The organism is Micromonospora sp. NPDC050200, assembly GCF_040656135.1.
GTDB lineage: Bacteria > Actinomycetota > Actinomycetes > Mycobacteriales > Micromonosporaceae > Micromonospora.
Genome location: NZ_JBFALG010000009.1, coordinates 73,198 through 90,185 on the forward strand (window position 1 = coordinate 73,198; position 16,988 = coordinate 90,185).

Genomic DNA, 16,988 nt, shown 5'->3' on the forward strand with positions numbered 1-16,988 from the left:
CTGTGGAAATCCCACAGGGGCCGCCCCAGGTCGTACACATGTTCGATAGAGTCCGGCCATGGAGCAGCGCAGGCACTGGTGGAACGGCAGATGGGGGCGGCTGGCCCGGCGGGACGTCTTCCTACGGGTGGACGCCGACCGCTGGCACGTCGAGCAGCGGGCCGGCGGTGCGGAGGGCGTCTCCCGATTCTACGAGTACGGCAGCGCGGAGGAGGCCGAGGAGACCGTCCGGGCCCTGCTGGCGGGGACCGACGGCTGGCGGGAGCTCTCCCCGCGCCCGCCGAGCGCCTGGGCCCCGCCGAGCGCCGGGGAGAACCCGCCCGGCGTTTAGCGCCGCGCCGGGCCGGGAACCGCCCGGGAATGGAGCAGCAGGGCACCGAGCAGCAGACGGCCATCTCCCGGATCACCACCGGCATGCGCGTCATCGACACCGTCGGCGTCGAGGTCGGCACCGTCGACCTCGTGCAGCGGGGTGACCCGAACGCGGTGACCGTGCAGGCGCCGACCGCCGACCCGGGCGGCAGCCTGAACGAGCTGATCGAGTCGGCCGCGGTCGGGGAGCCGGACGTGCCCGCCGACCTCGCCGCCCGGCTGCTGCGCACCGGCTACCTGAAGGTCTCCACCGAGCTGGCCCGCACCGGCGCGGTCTACGTGCTGGCCGACCAGATCGCCACCGTCACCGACGGCCAGGTACGCCTCGGCGTCGGCGTCGGCGACCTCCCCCCGGAGGAGTGACCCGCGCGGATACCGCGACACGCCGCAAATCGGGCCGCGACCGCCGCGCCAGCAGCAGGAGTCCGATCTAGTGTGGACGGATGTACATGGTCATCGGGGAACAGCGGATGCCCGGCGACGGTCCGGAGGAGCAGCGGGCGCAGTTCGCGCACATGGCGGAGGTGGTCCGGCAGAGCCCGGGGTTCGTGCGTGGCTGGTGGGGGCCGGACCACGCGGACGCGGAGACCGGGCACGCGCTGGTCCTGTTCGACAGCCTGGAGCACGCGACGGAGTTCACGGCGACCGTCGAGCGGTACGTCTCCGACGTGCGGCTACGGGTGATGGCGGTGGACGTGACGGTCAACGCCGAGTGACCTCGCCGGCCTCGGCCGACGCGGTCCGACCCGACCCACCTTCGCCCGACCCACCTCCGCCTGACCCGATTCCGCCCGACCCGGTTTCGCCGAACCCGATTCCGGCCGACCCGGTTTCGGCCGACCCGGTCTCCGGCGCGCGGGACGGGGCCGGCACCGTGACCGGAGCGGACCCGGTGGCCGACGGCGACGCGGCAGGCGGCGACGCGGCCCGGCGGCGGAAGAGCGCCAGCATCAGCCAACCGGCGAGCAGCCCCCAGAACGCGCCGCCCACCCCGAGCAGGCTCACCCCGGAGGCGCTGACCACGAAGGTCACCACGGCCGCCTCCCGGCCCTCCGGCTCGGCGACCGCCGCGGCGACCGCGGCGGCCAGCGCGCCGAGCAGCGCCAACCCGGCCACCGCCTCGATCAGCACCGGCGGCGAGAGCAGCACCAGTGCGGTCGCCGCCCCCGCGCCCAGCCCGAGCAGCGCCAGCCCCAGGCCGGCGGTCACCGAGGCGATCCAGCGCCGTTCGGGATCCGGGTGGGCGTCCGGCCCGGCCGCCAGGGCGGCGGTGATCGCCGCGAGGTTCACCGCGTGCCCTCCGGCGGGCGCGCCGAGCGCGCTGGCCAGCCCGGTCACCCGCAGCGCCGCGCCGAGCGGCGGCTGGTAGCCGTAGCCGCGCAGCACGGCGGCCCCGGGCACGTTCTGGGCGGCCATGGTGACCAGGAAGAGCGGCAGCGCCAGCCCGACCAGCGCGGGCACGGTGAACGCCGGCGCGGTCAGCTCGACCACCGGCCGCAACCCGCCGACGCCCCGGCCGGGCGAGGTGAGCGCGATCGCCACCGCGGCCACCACCAGCGCCGCCGGTACCGCCCACCGCCGGGCGAACCGGTGCAGCACCAGCCAGGTGACGATCACCGGCGCGGCCAGCCGGGGCACCTCGACCAGCGCCCGGACCGGTGCGGTGCAGAGCGGCAGCAGCACCCCGGCCAGCATCGCCGCCGCCACCGGGCCCGGGATGGCCGCGACCGCCCGACCCAGCACGGGAAAGAGGCCGGCGGCCACGATGAGCACCCCGCAGAGCACGAACGCGCCGACCGCGGCGGGCCAGCCGCCGGGAACCGGGCCGGTGGCGACCAGCAGCGCGGCGCCCGGAGTGGACCAGGCGATCGCGATCGGCATCCGGTGCCGCAGCCCCAGCCAGACCGCGCAGAGCCCGGACGCGACGCTGACCGCGAGCAGCCCGGAGGCGGCCTGGGCCTCGTCCGCGCCGACCGCCCGCAGCCCGGCCAGCACCACCGTGAACGAGCTGGCGAAGCCGACCAGGGCGGTCACCACGCCGGCCAGCACCGGTTGCACCCGTCCCGCCACCGCACACTCCCGTCTCCGCGTCCGTGTGTCGCGGTCACCCTAGTCAGGGACCGCTCAGTGGAACGGGCGGGACGGTACGCGGTGCCGTACCGCCCACAGCGCCGCCTCCGTACGCGACGCCGAGCCGGTCTTGCGGAGCAGGTTCGACACGTGCACGGTGACCGTACGGACCGAGATACCGAGCGCGCGGGCGGCCTGCTTGTTGGACATCCCGGCGACCAGGCAGCCCAGCACCGGGGCGGTGGCCAGCTCGCCGATCATGGACACCGGCATCATCCGAAGTCGCCCGAGAAACCCCTGGCCCATGGGGAGGTTAGGGCGGTCAAGCGTTGCGTTGATTCTCGACATAGCGCTTGACGGCCTCCGGGGTTGCGTCGCCGACAGTAGCGACGAAGTAGCTGTTGGTCCACAGGGTTGGTAGTCGGGAGCGCAGAGTTGGGAATTCCGCGCGTAGCAGGCGAGAGGATCGGCCTTTGATCAGTTTGACGAGGCGGTGGATGCCGAACTGGGGGTCGCAGGTGACGAGTAGGTGTACGTGGTCGGGCGTGGTGTCCAGTTCGGCGAGGGGCGCGTCTCGTTCGGCGCACACCTCGCGGATGATCTGTTTGAGGCGGGTGTCGATTTCGCCGGTGATGACGGGCCGTCGGTACTTGGGGCACCACACGACGTGGTAGGTGCAGCGGTACACGACGTTGTTGTTCGAGCGAACCTCATCCACTCGGCCACTATACAGCACGGTGGTGTATAGTGTCTGGTGTGGACGAGGTTGTGCGGTACACCTATTGGCTGCGTCCCGGCGCGACCGCAGTGGCCGCGCTGTTGTCCGAGTGGGGTCGGTGCCGGTGGCTGTGGAACGAAGCCGTCCACCAGCAGAAATCCGGCGGCAAGTCCACCTACTGCAAGCTGTCCAAACTGCTCACCGAGGCGCGGAGCCGGTCGCGGTGGCTGCGGGACGGGTCCCAGGTCGCCCAGCAGCAGACGCTGCGCACCTACGCCCTCGCCCTCGGGCACTCCTACAAGGTAAAGGGCCGCGGACGGCCGGCGGTCAAGCGGCGCAAGGAAACACTGCCCAGCCTCGAGTACACCGTGCGCGGGTTCACCATCCGCGACCGCCGGCTGCGGCTGGCCGGTGGCATCGAGATCCGGGTGGTCTGGTCCCGCGAGCTGCCGTCGGACCCGACCAGCGTGCGCGTCTACCGGGACTCGCTGGGCCACTGGTACGCCTCGTTCGTAGTTCGGCGTGACGTTGTTCCGGCGCCGGCCGCTGACAAGACGATCGGCGTGGATTGGGGTGTCACCACCACCGCCACCACCACGAACCCGGCCTACGACCTGCCGTACCTCGGCCACCGCAAGCGGTGCGCCGCCGAGCTGGCCAAGGTGCAGCGAAGAATGAGCCGCCGGCGCCGCCCCCGAGGCAGCGCGCCCTCCAAGGGCTACCTGCGGGCCAAGCGGCAGGCCGCCAAGCTGCACAAGAAGGCGGCCAGGCAGAACGCCCACGACGCCCGCCAGTGGGCAAAGAAGGTCGTGGACAACCACAGCGTGATCGCCGTGGAGGACTTCAAGCCGACGTTCCTGACGAGAACGACAATGGCTCGCAAGGTCGCAGACGCTGCGATCGGAGCTGCCAAGCGGGAACTGATCGACCGTGGCAAGCGGGCGGGCCGGAAGGTGGTGCTGGTCCCGCCCGCCTACACCACGATGACCTGCTCCGAGTGCGGTACGAGAACCAAGGAACGCCTCGGACTGGGCGTGAGGACCTTCCGATGCGACGGCTGCGGGCACACCGCTTGTCGCGACCGGAACGCCGCGAGGGCAATCCTCGCCACGGTAGAGCGTGACCGTGCTGGTGCCGACGACGTAAGACGCGCGATCACCACCCCCCGGGGCGGTGGCGCCGTGCGGTCTGAGCCAGAAATCCCCCGGCTTTCAGCCGTGGGGAAGCGTTAATTCTGCCAGCCTACGCACTACCGGGTAGAGACGGATCAAGGTAGTTCTTGGCAAGCTTGTCTCATGACGCTGATCCTCCGCTCGGCCATCCTCAACGACGTCGGCCTGGTCCGCACCAACAACGAGGACTCCGCCCTCGCCGGTGACCGCCTGGTGGCGGTGGCGGACGGCATGGGTGGACTCCCCGCGGGCGAGCTGGCGAGCGAGATCGTCATCCGGATCCTGGACGAGCTGGTTCCGCCGACCGTCGCCGACGAGGCCGCCGAGGCGCTGGGGGCCGTCGTCGCCACCGCCAACCAGCGCATCCGCGCCGCCATCTCCGCCGACCCGGCCCGCGACGGCATGGGTACGACGCTGACCGCCGGCCTGCTCGCCGGGAACACCCTGGTCCTCGCCCAGGTCGGCGACTCCCGCTGCTACCTGCTGCGCGACGGGGAGCTGACCCAGCTCACCCGGGACGACACCTACGTGCAGACGCTGGTCGACCAGGGTGCGCTCTCCCCCGACCAGGCGCGGCACCACCCGCAGCGGTCCCTGGTGACCCGCGCGGTGCAGGGCGGGGACGGCCCGCCGGCGATCGGGCTGCTGACCATGTTCGTCGGCGACCGGCTGCTGCTGTGCAGCGACGGCCTCTCCGACTACGTGGAGGACGGCGCGATCCACGCCGCGCTGACCACGTACGGCGACCGGCAGCTCTGCGGCGAGCAGCTGGTCAAGCTCGCCCACCAGGCCGGCGCGCCGGACAACGTCACCGTGGTGGTCTCCGACCTGACGGAAGCCTGAACCGGACCAATCGGGTTGCGGAGGACCGCCGGCCGGGTTGGGATGGACGGATGCTCATCCGTCGCCTGGCCGCCGAGGAACGCCTGACCACCAGCTTCCCGCTCCAGGCGTACGCCTTCGAGGCGTCCCCGCTGAGCGGGGAGCGGGTGGAGGCGTTCCACCGGTACCTGCCGTACAACAGGGGCAACCGGACGCTCATCGTCGAGGAGGACGGGGAGACCCGGGCGGCGGCGAGCGCCATCCCGATGCGGCAGAACCTGCGCGGCCGGGTGCTGCCGATGGCCGGCGTGGCCGGGGTGGCCACCCATCCGCTGGCCCGCCGGCGGGGTCACGTGCGGGCGCTGCTGCACCAACTCCTCGACGAGATGCGCGACGAGGGGCACCCGCTGACCGCGCTCCACCCGTTCCGGGCCGGCTTCTACGAGCGCTTCGGCTACGTCGGGCTGCCCCGGGCGCGTACCGTCCGGTTCTCCCCCGCCGACCTGGACCCGCTGCTCCGGGCCGAGCTGCCCGGCGAGGTGACCTGGGAGCGGATCGGCGCCGGCTACGCCGGCTACCGGGCGTTCACCGAACGCTGCGTGCGGGAACGGCACGGCTTCGCGATCTTCCCGGAGTTCCGCGCCGTCGGGCTGCGCGACCGCGACGACCGCTGGCTGGTCACCGCCCGGATCGACGGTACGACCACGGGCGCGCTCACGTACCGGATCGACGACCACGACGGCGAACTGCTCGGCGACGACCTGCTCGCCACCGACCCGTACGCCCGGGCGTTGCTGTTGCAGTTCCTCGCCCGGCACGTCGACCAGGTCGACCGGATCAGCCTCCAGGTGCCCGCCGACGAGCTGCCCGAACTCTGGCTGACCGACCTGGCCGTGCACGTGGAGGCGCGGGTGTCCCGGTCCGGCTCGCTCGCCCCGATGGCCCGGCTGCTCTCGCTGGACGCGCTCGCCGGCCTCCCCACCGGCCCGGGCCGGGTCCGGGTCGAACTGGTCGGCGACCGCTGGCTGGCCGGCACCCACCTGCTCGACGGCGCCACCGGCCAGCTTGAGTTGGCCGCGGGCGGCCCGGCGCCGTCGGCGACGCTCACCGCCGCCGGGCTCTCCGCGCTCGCGTACGGGGTGCTCGACCCGGCCGAGGTGGACGTGCGGGGGTTGGGCTCGGTCGGCCCGGACGCGGCGGCCGAGCTGCGTCGCCTGTTCCCCCGCGACCTCCCCTACCTCTTCGCCGACTTCTAAAGTGGCGTCACCGCGCTCGCCGGCTACCCGCTCTTCCTCGGCGCCCACCCACGGTCACCTCCTCCGCCTGGGCTGACCCGCCTCGCCGGGCCCTCAGTAGGGGTTGCCGTGGCCGGGGGTGCGGGCCTTGAGGAGTCCGGCGGGGCGGCCGGGCAGGTCGGGGGCGCTGGACATGGGCGGGGCGGCCGTCCCGGCTCTGGCGGCCATGCCGGCGAAGAGGTCCTTCAGGGCGGTGACGGCGTCCACCCTCGGGTGCCAGCCGAGCTCGGTCTCGGCGCGCTGGCTGGACATCAGCGGCGCGTTCAGGCCCAGCTCCACCCAGCCGGCGTCGACCGGTTGCAGCCGGAACCGCCAGGTCAGCGCGGCGGCGGCGCGCAGCACCGGGGCGGCCACCGGGATCGTCCAGCCCTTGAAGTGCCGGGCCACCAGCTCCGGGGTCAGCACCGGGTCCGCGGCGACGTTGAAGGCGCCGCGCGCCTCACCCAGGACCGCCCTCGCGTACGCGTCGGCGACGTCGTCCGCGTGGACCGCCTGCATCCGCAGCCGGCGGTTCGTGGGTACGACCGGGATGCGCCCGAAGCGGAGCAGCCGGACCGGGGCGAGCGGCCCGAGGAAGTACCGGGTGATCTCGGTGCCGGCGTCCCGCTGGAAGGTCAGCCCGGGCCGGAGCCGCACCACCCGCAGCGACGGGTGCTCGGATTCGAGGCGGTCGAGCATCGACTCGACCTCGGCCTTGTCCCGGCTGTACGACGACCCGGGCACCCCGGTGGCCGGCCAGCGCTCGCTGATCGGGTGGTCCTTCGGGCCGGGCGCGTAGGTGCCCACCGACGAGGCGTACACCAGGGCGGGAACGCCGGCCCGGACGGTGGCCTCGATCACCGCGCGGCTGCCGCCGACGTTGGTCCGGTGGAGCGTGCGCTGGTCGTGGCTGGGCTGGATCTGCCAGGCCAGGTGCACGACCGCGCCGGTTCCCGCGAAGACCGCGGCGAGCTTTCCGTCCGCGCCCGGCGCCCCGACGTCGCAGGAGTGCCACTCCACCCGGTCGTACGGCTCACCGGCGTCCGGGCCGGGCAGCCGCCGGGCCACGCCGACCAGCTCCAGCCCCGACTCCCGGCCCAGCCGGCGCAGCAGCGCCGTCCCCACGTTGCCGCTGGCGCCCACGATCACGATCCGCATGCGGGCTGCCGTACCCGTTGAACCGGACTCCAACCCCCGGGCGGTCAGGGGCGGGGCGAGTGGCGTACCCAGCTCTTCTCCTGCTCGTCCTCATCCCGTCCCGGTTCCCCGCTCCCGCCGGTTCAGACCCGCCCCCGATGTCCCGGCGCTTGATCGGCTTTCCTCGGCCCGCAGCTCGGGACACCGCCGCCGATCACCCCCGTCAGGCGCGCCGGGACACCAGCGCGGCCACCAGGCAGGCGAAGGCGGCGACGCTGGTGACCGTGCGGGCCAGGTTCCACCGCACCCAACTTGCCTCGAAGCTGGCCCGCACCGCCGCCAGGTCGACGACCCGGTCCACCGGCCCGGCCGCGGCCAGCCGGTCGTTGAGCGGCACGTTGACGCGCATGGTGATCAGCAGCATGGCGCCGTAGAGCAGGAGCGCCGCCACCGTCCAGGCCAGCACCCGGCCGCCAACGGTGAGGTGCAGCGCCACCGCCAGACCGATCAGCAGCGCCGCGCCGAGGAAGGCCGCCAGGAACCAGCCGTTGAGGATCCGCCGGTTGATCGACTGCATGGTCCCGACGAAGGTACGGTCGTCGACCGCGGCCAGACCCGGCATGACCGAGCACGAGTACGCGAAGAACAGCCCCGCCATGAGCCCGGTGACCCCGGTGGCGGCGGCGAGCGAGAACGTCCTCATGCCTTCCAGACTCACCCGCCGTGGCCCTGTTGCCCATGGTCGAGAGACTCGGGGGCATGCGTGAGCGTCTGGGGCACGGGGCATCGACGTACGGCCGGAAGCCGGAACGCCTCGGCGGGTGAGGCCCGTAGCCTGGCGCGGCGGGCCGCTAGCTCTTCTCACCCGACGGGCCCGAAGGCACCGCACCCGTCCGGCCACGACCCCGAACCACCGCCCGAGGCCCACTTCGCCCAACGGGGCCACTGGTCGCGGTCGCCGACGCGATCCGCGTGGTCCACGCGGCTATCACCCAACCTGGCCGGCCCGGCCGTCGATCATCGGCGCCCACTACCCGCCCCGCGCCAGCCGGGATGACGAGCGCACGCCGAAGGCCCGCATCGCCGAGGAAGCCGCGTTCCTGGCATTGGGGCCGGGTGCCGCTGTTCTGTGTTGCTCGTTCGACGCTGAAGGCCAGGTTCAGGCCAGGATCCCCCGGAGGGGGAGAGGCGCCGCCCCGTCGCCGGGCACGGCAGCGAGAACCAGCGCGACCTGATGGGCCCAGATCATCGGCCGGTCGGGGCTGCTCCCGCCAGGCCCGTCGGGAGCTGCCACCGCCGCGAAACGCGGCCACCCCGAGGCAGAGCGGCCGCTTGGCGAGGTGCTCGTTCCCGCGCGGCCCACCCGAAGACGTAAAAACTGGTCGGTTACAAGAGGTAGCTTCTGCGCGACAATAGGCTACATCGACATGCGTCTGTGCGAGGTCAGCGGCAGGAGGAGAAACCATGGGCATGGTCGGCGAACGCGTGGTTGTCATCGGCGGCTCGATCGGCGGACTGGCTGCCGCGGCGACCCTGTCCAGGCGATTCGACCTGGTCACCGTCCTCGACCGCGACGAGCTACCGGAAACACCTCGCGAGCGCCGCGGCATACCGCACGGCATGCATCCCCACGCACTGCTCATCGGGGGGCGACTGGGACTCGAGGAACTGTTCCCCGGCCTCACCGAGGAGCTAATCCAGGGCGGTGCCGTCCCCTTCGACCCGGGCGCCGACGCACTGTTTGTCCAGATGGGAGCGCCGCGCATCCGATTCGCCACCGGCATGCTGGGCATCAGCCTCAGCCGGGCCTACCTGGAGTCGGCCATTCGGGAACGGGTACGCGCGCTACCCAATGTGGAGCTACGCGGCGGGGTGGCGGTAAGCGGCCTGACGGGGGTGCCCGGGCGGGTCACGGGCGTGGAAACCGACGGCGGCGAGCCGATCGCCGCGGATCTCGTCGTCGACGCCACCGGCCGGGGCGGCCAGTCGAACCGCTGGCTGAAGACGCTGGCCTCGCCGACACCGGAGATCGCCACAGTGAAGGTCGACGTCGGTTACACCACCCAACTCCTCCGGCGCGGCCGGGGTGATCTGCCCGATGGTGGGGTACTGACCCTGATTGCCGGCACCCCACCGCACCAGAAGCGCGCCGGCGTGGCCTTCCCGATCGAGGGCGACCGCTGGGTGGTCACGATTGGAGGCTGGCATGGCGACCACGCGCCGCTGGATCCGCAGGGATACGCCGACTTCGCCGCAGGCCTGCCCGCACCCTTCATCGCCGACCTGATCGCGAAGTGCGAGCCGGTGAGCGAGCGGAGAGCCCGTAAGTTTCCCGCCGCCCGGCGGCGGTACTTCGAGCGGCTGCGCTGCCCCCTGGCAGGTTATGTCGCTCTCGGCGACACAATATGCAGCTTCAACCCTGTCTACAGCCAGGGCATGACGGTGGCGACGCTGGAGGCACTGGCGCTCGGACGATGCCTGGACCGCTTCGGTCGGGTCTCGGAGAACATGACACGCGCCTACTATCGGGCTGCCGGCAAAATCGTGGACACGCCCTGGAAGATGGCAACCGGCGGCGACTTCATGTACCCGGAGACCACCGGCCCCAAGCCCGCCGGCACCGACCAGCTCAACTGGTACCTGCGACAGGTCATGCTGGCGAGTCATGTGTCGCCCCGGGTGCACCGGACAGCTATCAACGTCCAGCACCTGCTCGCCCCGCCGTCGGCCCTGCTGCGCCCGGCGGCCCTCGCCCGTTCACTGTGGATGGCCCGCCGGTCTCCGGCAGGCAAGAACGCCGGGCCGATCCGCAGTGGTGCCGGCAGTGACCATCGACAGTCGATTCCCACGAACGCCAGTGCCGCCTCGGTGGTCCGCGGACCGCACAGCTAGCCGCCGGGCCTGGGCACCTTACGGCGTGCGCACCCCTGGTCACCCCACCCGACCGACCAGCACACCGGCACCGACCCCCACCCCGGTTAACGATACGAATCAGGCCGACCACGAAAGGTGATAGTCCACCGCCCAGGAAACACCATTTGGCTCCGGATGGGGCAAGTGGGCTAGTGCTGGAGGCGCACCAATCGGTAAGGTTGCGCACGCATCGCCGTTGCCAGCAGTATTCGCCCGCTGGTTCCTTCGGGCTGCCCATGATTGGACAAGACTTGGCGCATCAACAGGCCGACCGCGCACGTACGCTTCCTGGCTCGGCTGATCACGATCGGCCGGCCACGTCACGTCGGCGCGATGTCCGAGAACAGTCTATCAAGCGACGGGTCATCAGACTGGTGCTTATTCCCAGCGTCGTCGCCTTGACCCTGTGGCTGGTGGCGTCCGGGTACCTTGTTCTTCAAGGCTTCATCAACCGGGAGGTCGCCAAGGGCGTTCGCCAGGTGTCGATCCCGGCGGTTCCCGCACTCGCCTCGGTCCAACAGGAGCGGCGACTGAGCATCGCCTACCTGGCCCGGCCGGCGACGGGCATCCAAGGGCTGCTTAATCAACGACAACAGACCGATGAGGGGTTGTCCGAGATGCGCGCCGCCGCCGACTCTGCCTTGGCCAATGCGCCGGAGTCGATTGCGACCAGTTGGAAGACGTTCACGGAATATCTGAACCAGCTTCCGAGCGTACGAAGCAGGATCGATTCCCGCACGACCGACCGCGAGGCCGCCTACGACTTCTACAACAACTTGCTCGATTCCGCGACCAGCCTTTTCGATACCCAGGCCCGAATAGTTCCCGACGTCACGGCGGCCCAGGGCGGAATCACGGCTACCGAGGCTTTCCGAGTCAGCGACCTGATGTCCCGAACCGGATCGATCATCGATGGGGCTTTCGCGCTGGGCGGCCTGAAGCAGCAGGACTATCTCGAGTTCGCGAACCTGGTGGGTGCCTATCACGCCAGCCTGACCAACATCGCGCCAAATCTGCACCCCGACGCGCGCAAGCGCTACGAGGACCTTACCGGGAGCACCCACTGGAAGGACCTCATCGCTGCGGAGAACACCCTCATCGCTGGCGGCACGTGGCGTGACGGTCCACCACGCGGGGTAAGAATCGACAGGACTCGCTGGGAGGCCCTTACCCGTCAGGTGTCCGCCGATCTGGTCGATCTGACCATCCAGCAAGCCGACAAGGTGTCGGCCCAGACCTTGCGCACCGGCAACAACCAGCTGTGGACCGCCACGCTCGGCAGCCTCCTTGCGCTACTCATCGCGGTCACCGCGATCGTATGGGCCATTCGCCAGTCGCAGGTCTTGGTGGACCGGGCGCTGTCCGTCCGCCTGGCGCAGCTCGGCAAGGATGCCACCGCAGTGGTGGATCAGCAGCTGCCGGCACTGATGGAGCGCCTGCGCCGACGCGAAAAAGTGGACGCCACCGTCGATCTTCCAATGCAGGACTACGGAAGCGACGAGATCGGACAGGTGGCGGATGTCATCAGAAGGTCGCTGCAGGCCGCAGCGGGCGCGGCTATCGACGAGGCAAAGACCCGGGCCGCTGGTGTCGCGATGCTCATGGGCGTCGCGCGCCGCCCGCAGCGCCCACTTCAGCACGGTCTGCGGGTCATCGAGGACCTGCAAGACCGCGTCGGCGACGAACAACTGCTGACGCAGCTGTTCGACATCAATCATCAACTCTCGCAGACCCGGCGCTTCCTGGAGAACCTCATCATCCTTGCCGGTGGCCAGATCGGCCGGCGCTTCCAGAACCCCGTGCCGATGCGCCGGGTGCTCTTGGCCGCCTTCGGCGAGGCACAGCATTACCAGCGGATCACCCTGCGCAAGGCGCCTGATGTGGCGCTGGTGGGGCAGGCCGTCGCAGGCACGGTGCACCTGCTGGCCGAGTTGTTGGACAACGCCCTCGCCTTCTCCCCTCCCGGATCGACGGTGTGGGTTACCTGCAACGAGGCCAAGCACGGCATCGCCGTGGAAATCGAGGACGCCGGCGTCGGGATGGCGTCGGATGCTCTGGAAGGCGCGAACGAGCTGCTGGCCACCGCCCCCGCGCCGGACGTCACGGCGCTGAAGGACGGTGCGCAGGTCGGTCTGCACGTGGTGGCGGAGCTGGCCAAGCGCGACGGCATCCAGGTGAGCCTGCGCACCTCGGCTTATGGAGGGCTGTTGGCGATCGTGCTTCTACCCGACCGCCTCGTCATTGCCGAGCCCAGCACGGATGGCACGGAGACGGCCCAGCAGCCCGCGCTGGCCACGACGGTGACGCGCAACGGTGACCAAAGGAAGACGGAAACCGCCACCATGCCTGCGGCAGGGGTTGCGGTCGTCTCGCGGGGCTCAGTTCAGGCACCACCCAGCTCCGCCGGCAAGCAAGACCGACGGCATGACAGGGCGGGCGGGACAGTGAGAAACCACCAACAAAACACCAGTGCCGGCACTCTTCGACAGCCGGAAACCTCCGTTCCTGGCGTGACGGGCACCGGCGCTGCCGGACCACGGGCCGGCGCCCGCCCTGCCCTCCCGCTCCGGCAGCCCCAGGAGCACCTCGCGCCCGGGCTGCGCGATGACGACTCGGTACACGATGAGGCAGGGAAGGCTGCGCGGCCCGCGCAGCGTCCTGAGGATGCTCGGGAGCGGTTCGCGCGGTATCAACGATCCTGGGCCGCCGGTCAGGCAGCCAGCGACGATCAACCTAAGACCAGAGACGAGCAGGGTGGGAAAGCGTGACCAACTCGGCATCACACGGCGATCTGACGTGGATCCTCGACGAACTCATTGAGGTTCCCGACGTTGTCTATGCACTCGTGTTGTCCACCGACGGTCTGGTCGTCCAGAAGTCGACGTCCCTCCCGCAGGATGCCGCGGAGCTCCTGGCTGCCGGTGCGTCCTCCCTGCACAGTGTCGCAGCGGGTATGGGCCGGCGCTTCCGCAGTGGATCGGTGCAGCAGGTCATCATCGAATACCAGGATCGCACCATGTTCGTCGCTGCGGCCGGGCAAAACGCCCGCCTGGCAGTGCTGTGCGAGCAGTCCGTCGACATGGGCACCGTCGCGTTCGAGATGAGCCGCATGGTGACCCGTATCGGTAGATACCTCGGCTCCGAGACGCGCACCACCGCATCGTCCAGTGGCCAGTCAGGGGCGGGCCATGCATGACATGTGGGACGGCGACGACGAGGCCGTGGCCGGCCGATTCGTGCCCCTGTACGTTCTTGTCAACGGCCGTACGAGTCCGCGAAACAGCACCTTGGATCTGGCGACCCAGGTCATCGCCCTGCCCCTTGATCCGATCGGCTTGGAGCCGGAATACCTGGAGATCGTCCACCAGTGCCGCAACTGGATGTCAATAGCTGAGATCGGCGCCTACCTGCATCGCCCGCTCACAATTACCAAAGTCATGGTTGATGTTCTTCTCGAGCAGGGGTTTCTGGCAATCGGATCTCCGGCGCAGCAGAAGATCGCGGATCGCGGACTGCTGGAAAGCGTGCTCGCTGGCCTCCAGAGGCTATAGACAAGAGGAACTGATAACGTGGATCCAAAATCGGTCAAGATCGTTGTGGCTGGCGGATTCGGCACCGGCAAGACCACCCTGGTCGGAACGGTCAGCGAGATTCCGCCATTGACCACCGAGGAGGTCCTGACCCAGGCCAGCGTCGGCGTCGACGACGTGACGGGCGTGGAAGAGAAGACCAACACGACGGTGGCACTGGACTTCGGACGCATTACCATCGATTCCGACGTCGTGCTTTACCTGTTCGGCACCCCCGGCCAAGACCGATTCTGGTTCATCTGGGACGAGCTCTCGCAGGGTGCCGTGGGCGCGATCGTGCTGATCGACACCAGAAGGCTGGACACCAGCTTCTCCGCCATCGACTACTTCGAGCGGCGCGAAATCCCCTTCGTCGTCGCCGTCAACCGGTTCTTCGGTCAATGTCTATACAGCGATGAGGAGATTCGGACGGCCTTGCGCCTGAACCCTGCCGTCCCGTTGCTATGGTGCGACGCCCGTGATCGCACGTCCTGCAAGCAGGCACTGATCGAACTGGTTCGGCACGCCCTGTCCCGCCTGCCGATCGCAGGCTGATCCTGACGGAGCGGCTTCGGGGCTAGCGGCTGGCTGCGCGTCGGCGCGACGCATCAGCCAGCCCGAGCAAGCGAACGAATCGAGGATGTCTCCGCTATCCCGCGGCCTCCCTGACGTACGCCTCGACGGCACGGGCACGGCGAAGTCGGCGCCCTACCTGTTCTTGCTGATCGGCAGGCCCAGGTGTTTGAGGACTCGGCGGTCTTTGCGGGCGTGGTGACGTAGCGCCGCGAGCATCGCCTGGTAGCTGGTCTTGCCCTTCTCGGTCACGGTCCGCTCGATGAGGAACACTGCCCGACGTGCGGGAAACGCAGCCCGGCCGGGGTGGGCAGCACCTGAATGGTGCGCAGTTCGTGCCGGCCCCGGTCCCGGTCCAGGCGGTGACCGGCGGGCTTGGCCCGCCGGCGGGCCCGGGCCCCCTTCGGTGGCTCGCGTTTGGTTCGTGCCCTGGCCGCGCGGCCAGCAACGCCCGACGGGCCACCCACCTACCCAGCGCCGTATCCAACGCGCGTCGGCGTCGACACGGGCGCACAAGCTGCGCGCGGTCTTCTCATCCGGGCCCAGATGGCGGCGGGTGCCCGGATCCCGGCGGGCACCAACAGCCTTGAGGGTTCCTCTGGCCCGCTCCGGCGATCCACTGCCCGATCGCGTAGAACGAGCGGCTACCGGCCAACACCGCCACGACCGCCAACGCCAACACCGCCGGCGCCGGATGGCGCACCCCGCGCCGATCCCGCGGGTCCGGCACCTGCGCCAACGCAGCCAGCAGCACCCGCTGGCCCGACATACCCCACCTGGACCGGCCTCCTGGGCGTACCAGCCTGGTCACAGACCGGGGCGATCAGCGATGACAGCGACGCGGGCACGGCACTGCTCATGATCGGTTGGCGCAGAGAACCACCAGATCACCGGGTCCGTGCCCCGTCTGCCAACTTCAGCCCTTGCCGTTACCCACAGCCGTGAAGCGGACCCCCTGCGACTTTGCCGTGCCCGTGGCCTCGACCGGCGCCAACCGCACCTTGAAATGCCGCAGCAAGTGCGGCGATGAAACGATGCGGTATCCGCGTACCCGCTCCGGGTCTTTGGCAATGTCGGCCAGCACCGCTGCCACGTACTCGAAATGCGTGTCGGTGTAGACACGGCGGGGGATGGCCAACCGTACGAGCTCGAAGGGTGCCGGGGTCACCAGCCGGTGCTGGTCGTCCATGCTCCCCAGATACAGCGACCCCAACTCGGCGCAACGAATACCGCCGTCAAGGTACAGCTGGCACCCGAGGGAGTGCCCGGGGAACTCGTGCGGCGACAGGTGCGGCAGCAGCCTGCCGGCATTGAGGTAGAGGGCGTGGATACCCGCTGGCTGGATGGTGTCCACACCGGCATCGTTGATCAGACGAGCCAGTCTGGCGGTGGACGCGGCACGGGCCCGCAAATACGCGGGGTCCACCACTTCCCGCAGCCCTTGCGCGAGGCGTTCAAGGTCATGCCCGGCGAGGCCGCCATACGTCGAAAAGCCCTCGGTGGCGATCAGGTTGGCCTCGCAGGCCGCATGCAGGGCGTCGTCGCGCAATCCGATGAACCCGCCGATGGCTGACAGGCCGTCCTTCTTGAGGCTCACCACACACCCGTCGGCGAGTTGGAACGCCGCGGTAGCGACCTGCCGCGGCGTCCAGTCGCGGTATGCCGACTCGCGCTGGCTGACCAGCCATGCGTTCTCCGCGAACCGCGCCCCGTCCAGGAAGAACGGCACGCCGTGGCGCCGGCACAAATCCCTGACCGCTGTCAGGTTGGCCATCGACACTGGCTGCGCGCCGAGACCGTTGTTGGTGATGGTCATCAGGACCAAGCCGACCCGGTGCCCTTCGGGCCCGGTCAGGATGCCCTCCAACGCATCGAGGTCAATGTTGCCCTTGAACGGATCCGGACTGTCGAGGTCGGCCGCCGCGGGACACGGAAGGTCCCGCGGCTCGGCTCCCACAAGCTTGACGTTGGCGTGAGTGGTGTCGAAATGAGTGTTACTGATACAGATCTGGCCTGGTTTCAGCAGGCTGGTGAACAGGATCCGTTCACCAGCCCGGCCCTGGTGGACCGGCAGGATATGTGAATAGCCGGTGAGGTCGTGCACCTCGTCGCGGAACCGGAACCATGACCGCGCCCCCGCGTAGGACTCGTCACCAAGCGCGGCCGCGGCCTCTTGGGCGGACGAGGTGGCGCCCGTGCCCGAGTCGGACAGCAGGTCGATCGTGATTTGATCCGCCCGAAGGTTGAACGGGTTGTAGCCAGCCTCCGTGAGGGCCCGCCGACGCTCCTCGGTAGTGAGAAACGGAATCGGTTCGACGACTTTGATCCGGTACGGCGGGACCATCTTCTGCAGATCCATCGGTGCTCG

General features: G+C 70.0%; 19 protein-coding genes. 11 read left to right on the plus strand and 8 right to left on the minus strand.

The genetic code is table 11. From position 1 onward, the window contains the following. The first annotated feature begins 58 nt into the window (after positions 1-58). The 3 genes from AB0I41_RS08755 (at position 59) to AB0I41_RS08765 (ending at position 1,088) form a co-directional block, all read left to right on the plus strand. Positions 59-331 carry a hypothetical protein gene (locus AB0I41_RS08755; RefSeq protein WP_357103688.1) on the plus strand — a complete coding sequence of 91 codons (273 nt, stop codon included), beginning with the start codon at positions 59-61 and terminating at the stop codon, positions 329-331. A 29-nt stretch (positions 332-360) separates the two neighbouring features. Then, positions 361-735, plus strand: coding sequence for a hypothetical protein (locus tag AB0I41_RS08760; RefSeq protein WP_357103690.1), 375 nt, complete (start codon positions 361-363; stop codon positions 733-735). An 80-nt stretch (positions 736-815) separates the two neighbouring features. Then, positions 816-1,088, plus strand: a complete 273-nt coding sequence (locus AB0I41_RS08765; RefSeq protein ID WP_357103693.1) for a hypothetical protein — start codon at positions 816-818, stop codon at positions 1,086-1,088. Here the strand turns inward: AB0I41_RS08765 and AB0I41_RS08770 are convergent. The 3 genes from AB0I41_RS08770 to tnpA all read right to left on the minus strand — a co-directional run bounded on the left by AB0I41_RS08770 (position 1,075) and on the right by tnpA (position 3,160). Continuing rightward, positions 1,075-2,442, minus strand: coding sequence for a benzoate/H(+) symporter BenE family transporter (locus tag AB0I41_RS08770; RefSeq protein ID WP_357103695.1), 1,368 nt, complete (start codon positions 2,440-2,442; stop codon positions 1,075-1,077). The genes AB0I41_RS08765 and AB0I41_RS08770 overlap by 14 nt on opposite strands. 54 nt (positions 2,443-2,496) lie before the next feature. Next, the gene (locus AB0I41_RS08775) at positions 2,497-2,703 is read right to left on the minus strand and encodes a LuxR C-terminal-related transcriptional regulator (RefSeq protein ID WP_357103906.1); all 207 of its coding nucleotides are present in this window, start codon (positions 2,701-2,703) and stop codon (positions 2,497-2,499) included. A gap of 61 nt (positions 2,704-2,764) precedes the next feature. Further along, a complete protein-coding gene (gene tnpA, locus AB0I41_RS08780; RefSeq protein WP_357103697.1) occupies positions 2,765-3,160 on the minus strand; it encodes an IS200/IS605 family transposase in 396 nt (131 codons plus the stop codon). Positions 3,161-3,198: 38 nt separating this feature from the next. Between tnpA and AB0I41_RS08785 the strand changes: the two genes are divergently transcribed. The 3 genes from AB0I41_RS08785 to AB0I41_RS08795 all read left to right on the plus strand — a co-directional run bounded on the left by AB0I41_RS08785 (position 3,199) and on the right by AB0I41_RS08795 (position 6,410). Beyond that, entirely contained in the window at positions 3,199-4,392 is a 1,194-nt protein-coding gene (locus AB0I41_RS08785; RefSeq protein WP_357103700.1) for a transposase, read from the plus strand. 63 nt (positions 4,393-4,455) lie between these two features. Beyond that, entirely contained in the window at positions 4,456-5,175 is a 720-nt protein-coding gene (locus AB0I41_RS08790; protein WP_357103702.1) for a protein phosphatase 2C domain-containing protein, read from the plus strand. Positions 5,176-5,225: 50 nt separating this feature from the next. Continuing rightward, positions 5,226-6,410, plus strand: coding sequence for a GNAT family N-acetyltransferase (locus AB0I41_RS08795; RefSeq protein ID WP_357103704.1), 1,185 nt, complete (start codon positions 5,226-5,228; stop codon positions 6,408-6,410). A 93-nt stretch (positions 6,411-6,503) separates the two neighbouring features. Here the strand turns inward: AB0I41_RS08795 and AB0I41_RS08800 are convergent, their stop codons facing one another. Next, entirely contained in the window at positions 6,504-7,586 is a 1,083-nt protein-coding gene (locus tag AB0I41_RS08800; protein ID WP_357103707.1) for an NAD-dependent epimerase/dehydratase family protein, read from the minus strand. Positions 7,587-7,788: 202 nt separating this feature from the next. Continuing rightward, complete coding sequence (locus tag AB0I41_RS08805) at positions 7,789-8,268, minus strand: anthrone oxygenase family protein (protein ID WP_357103710.1); 480 nt, start codon at positions 8,266-8,268, stop codon at positions 7,789-7,791. A 761-nt stretch (positions 8,269-9,029) separates the two neighbouring features. On the opposite strand from AB0I41_RS08805, the gene AB0I41_RS08810 reads away from it, so the two are divergent. From AB0I41_RS08810 to AB0I41_RS08830, 5 genes are all read left to right on the plus strand, one after another. Beyond that, positions 9,030-10,457, plus strand: a complete 1,428-nt coding sequence (locus AB0I41_RS08810; RefSeq protein ID WP_357103713.1) for a hypothetical protein — start codon at positions 9,030-9,032, stop codon at positions 10,455-10,457. A gap of 419 nt (positions 10,458-10,876) precedes the next feature. Further along, positions 10,877-13,246, plus strand: coding sequence for a nitrate- and nitrite sensing domain-containing protein (locus AB0I41_RS08815; protein ID WP_357103716.1), 2,370 nt, complete (start codon positions 10,877-10,879; stop codon positions 13,244-13,246). Continuing rightward, a complete protein-coding gene (locus AB0I41_RS08820; RefSeq protein ID WP_357103719.1) occupies positions 13,243-13,674 on the plus strand; it encodes a roadblock/LC7 domain-containing protein in 432 nt (143 codons plus the stop codon). Before AB0I41_RS08815 ends, AB0I41_RS08820 begins: the two co-directional genes overlap by 4 nt. Continuing rightward, a complete protein-coding gene (locus AB0I41_RS08825; protein WP_357103722.1) occupies positions 13,667-14,029 on the plus strand; it encodes a DUF742 domain-containing protein in 363 nt (120 codons plus the stop codon). Before AB0I41_RS08820 ends, AB0I41_RS08825 begins: the two co-directional genes overlap by 8 nt. Positions 14,030-14,047: 18 nt before the next feature. Next, positions 14,048-14,602 (plus strand): ATP/GTP-binding protein, encoded by a 555-nt coding sequence (locus AB0I41_RS08830; protein ID WP_357103724.1) that lies wholly within the window; start codon positions 14,048-14,050, stop codon positions 14,600-14,602. Positions 14,603-14,755: 153 nt separating this feature from the next. Here the strand turns inward: AB0I41_RS08830 and AB0I41_RS08835 are convergent, their stop codons facing one another. The 3 genes from AB0I41_RS08835 to AB0I41_RS08845 form a co-directional block, all read right to left on the minus strand. Beyond that, positions 14,756-14,893: a hypothetical protein gene (locus tag AB0I41_RS08835; protein WP_357103727.1), complete on the minus strand. Its 138-nt coding sequence runs from the start codon at positions 14,891-14,893 to the stop codon at positions 14,756-14,758. Positions 14,894-15,152: 259 nt separating this feature from the next. After that, entirely contained in the window at positions 15,153-15,389 is a 237-nt protein-coding gene (locus AB0I41_RS08840; RefSeq protein WP_357103730.1) for a transposase family protein, read from the minus strand. Between the two features lie 147 nt (positions 15,390-15,536). Beyond that, a complete protein-coding gene (locus AB0I41_RS08845) occupies positions 15,537-16,979 on the minus strand; it encodes a tryptophanase (RefSeq protein ID WP_357103733.1) in 1,443 nt (480 codons plus the stop codon). Positions 16,980-16,988: the final 9 nt, after the last annotated feature.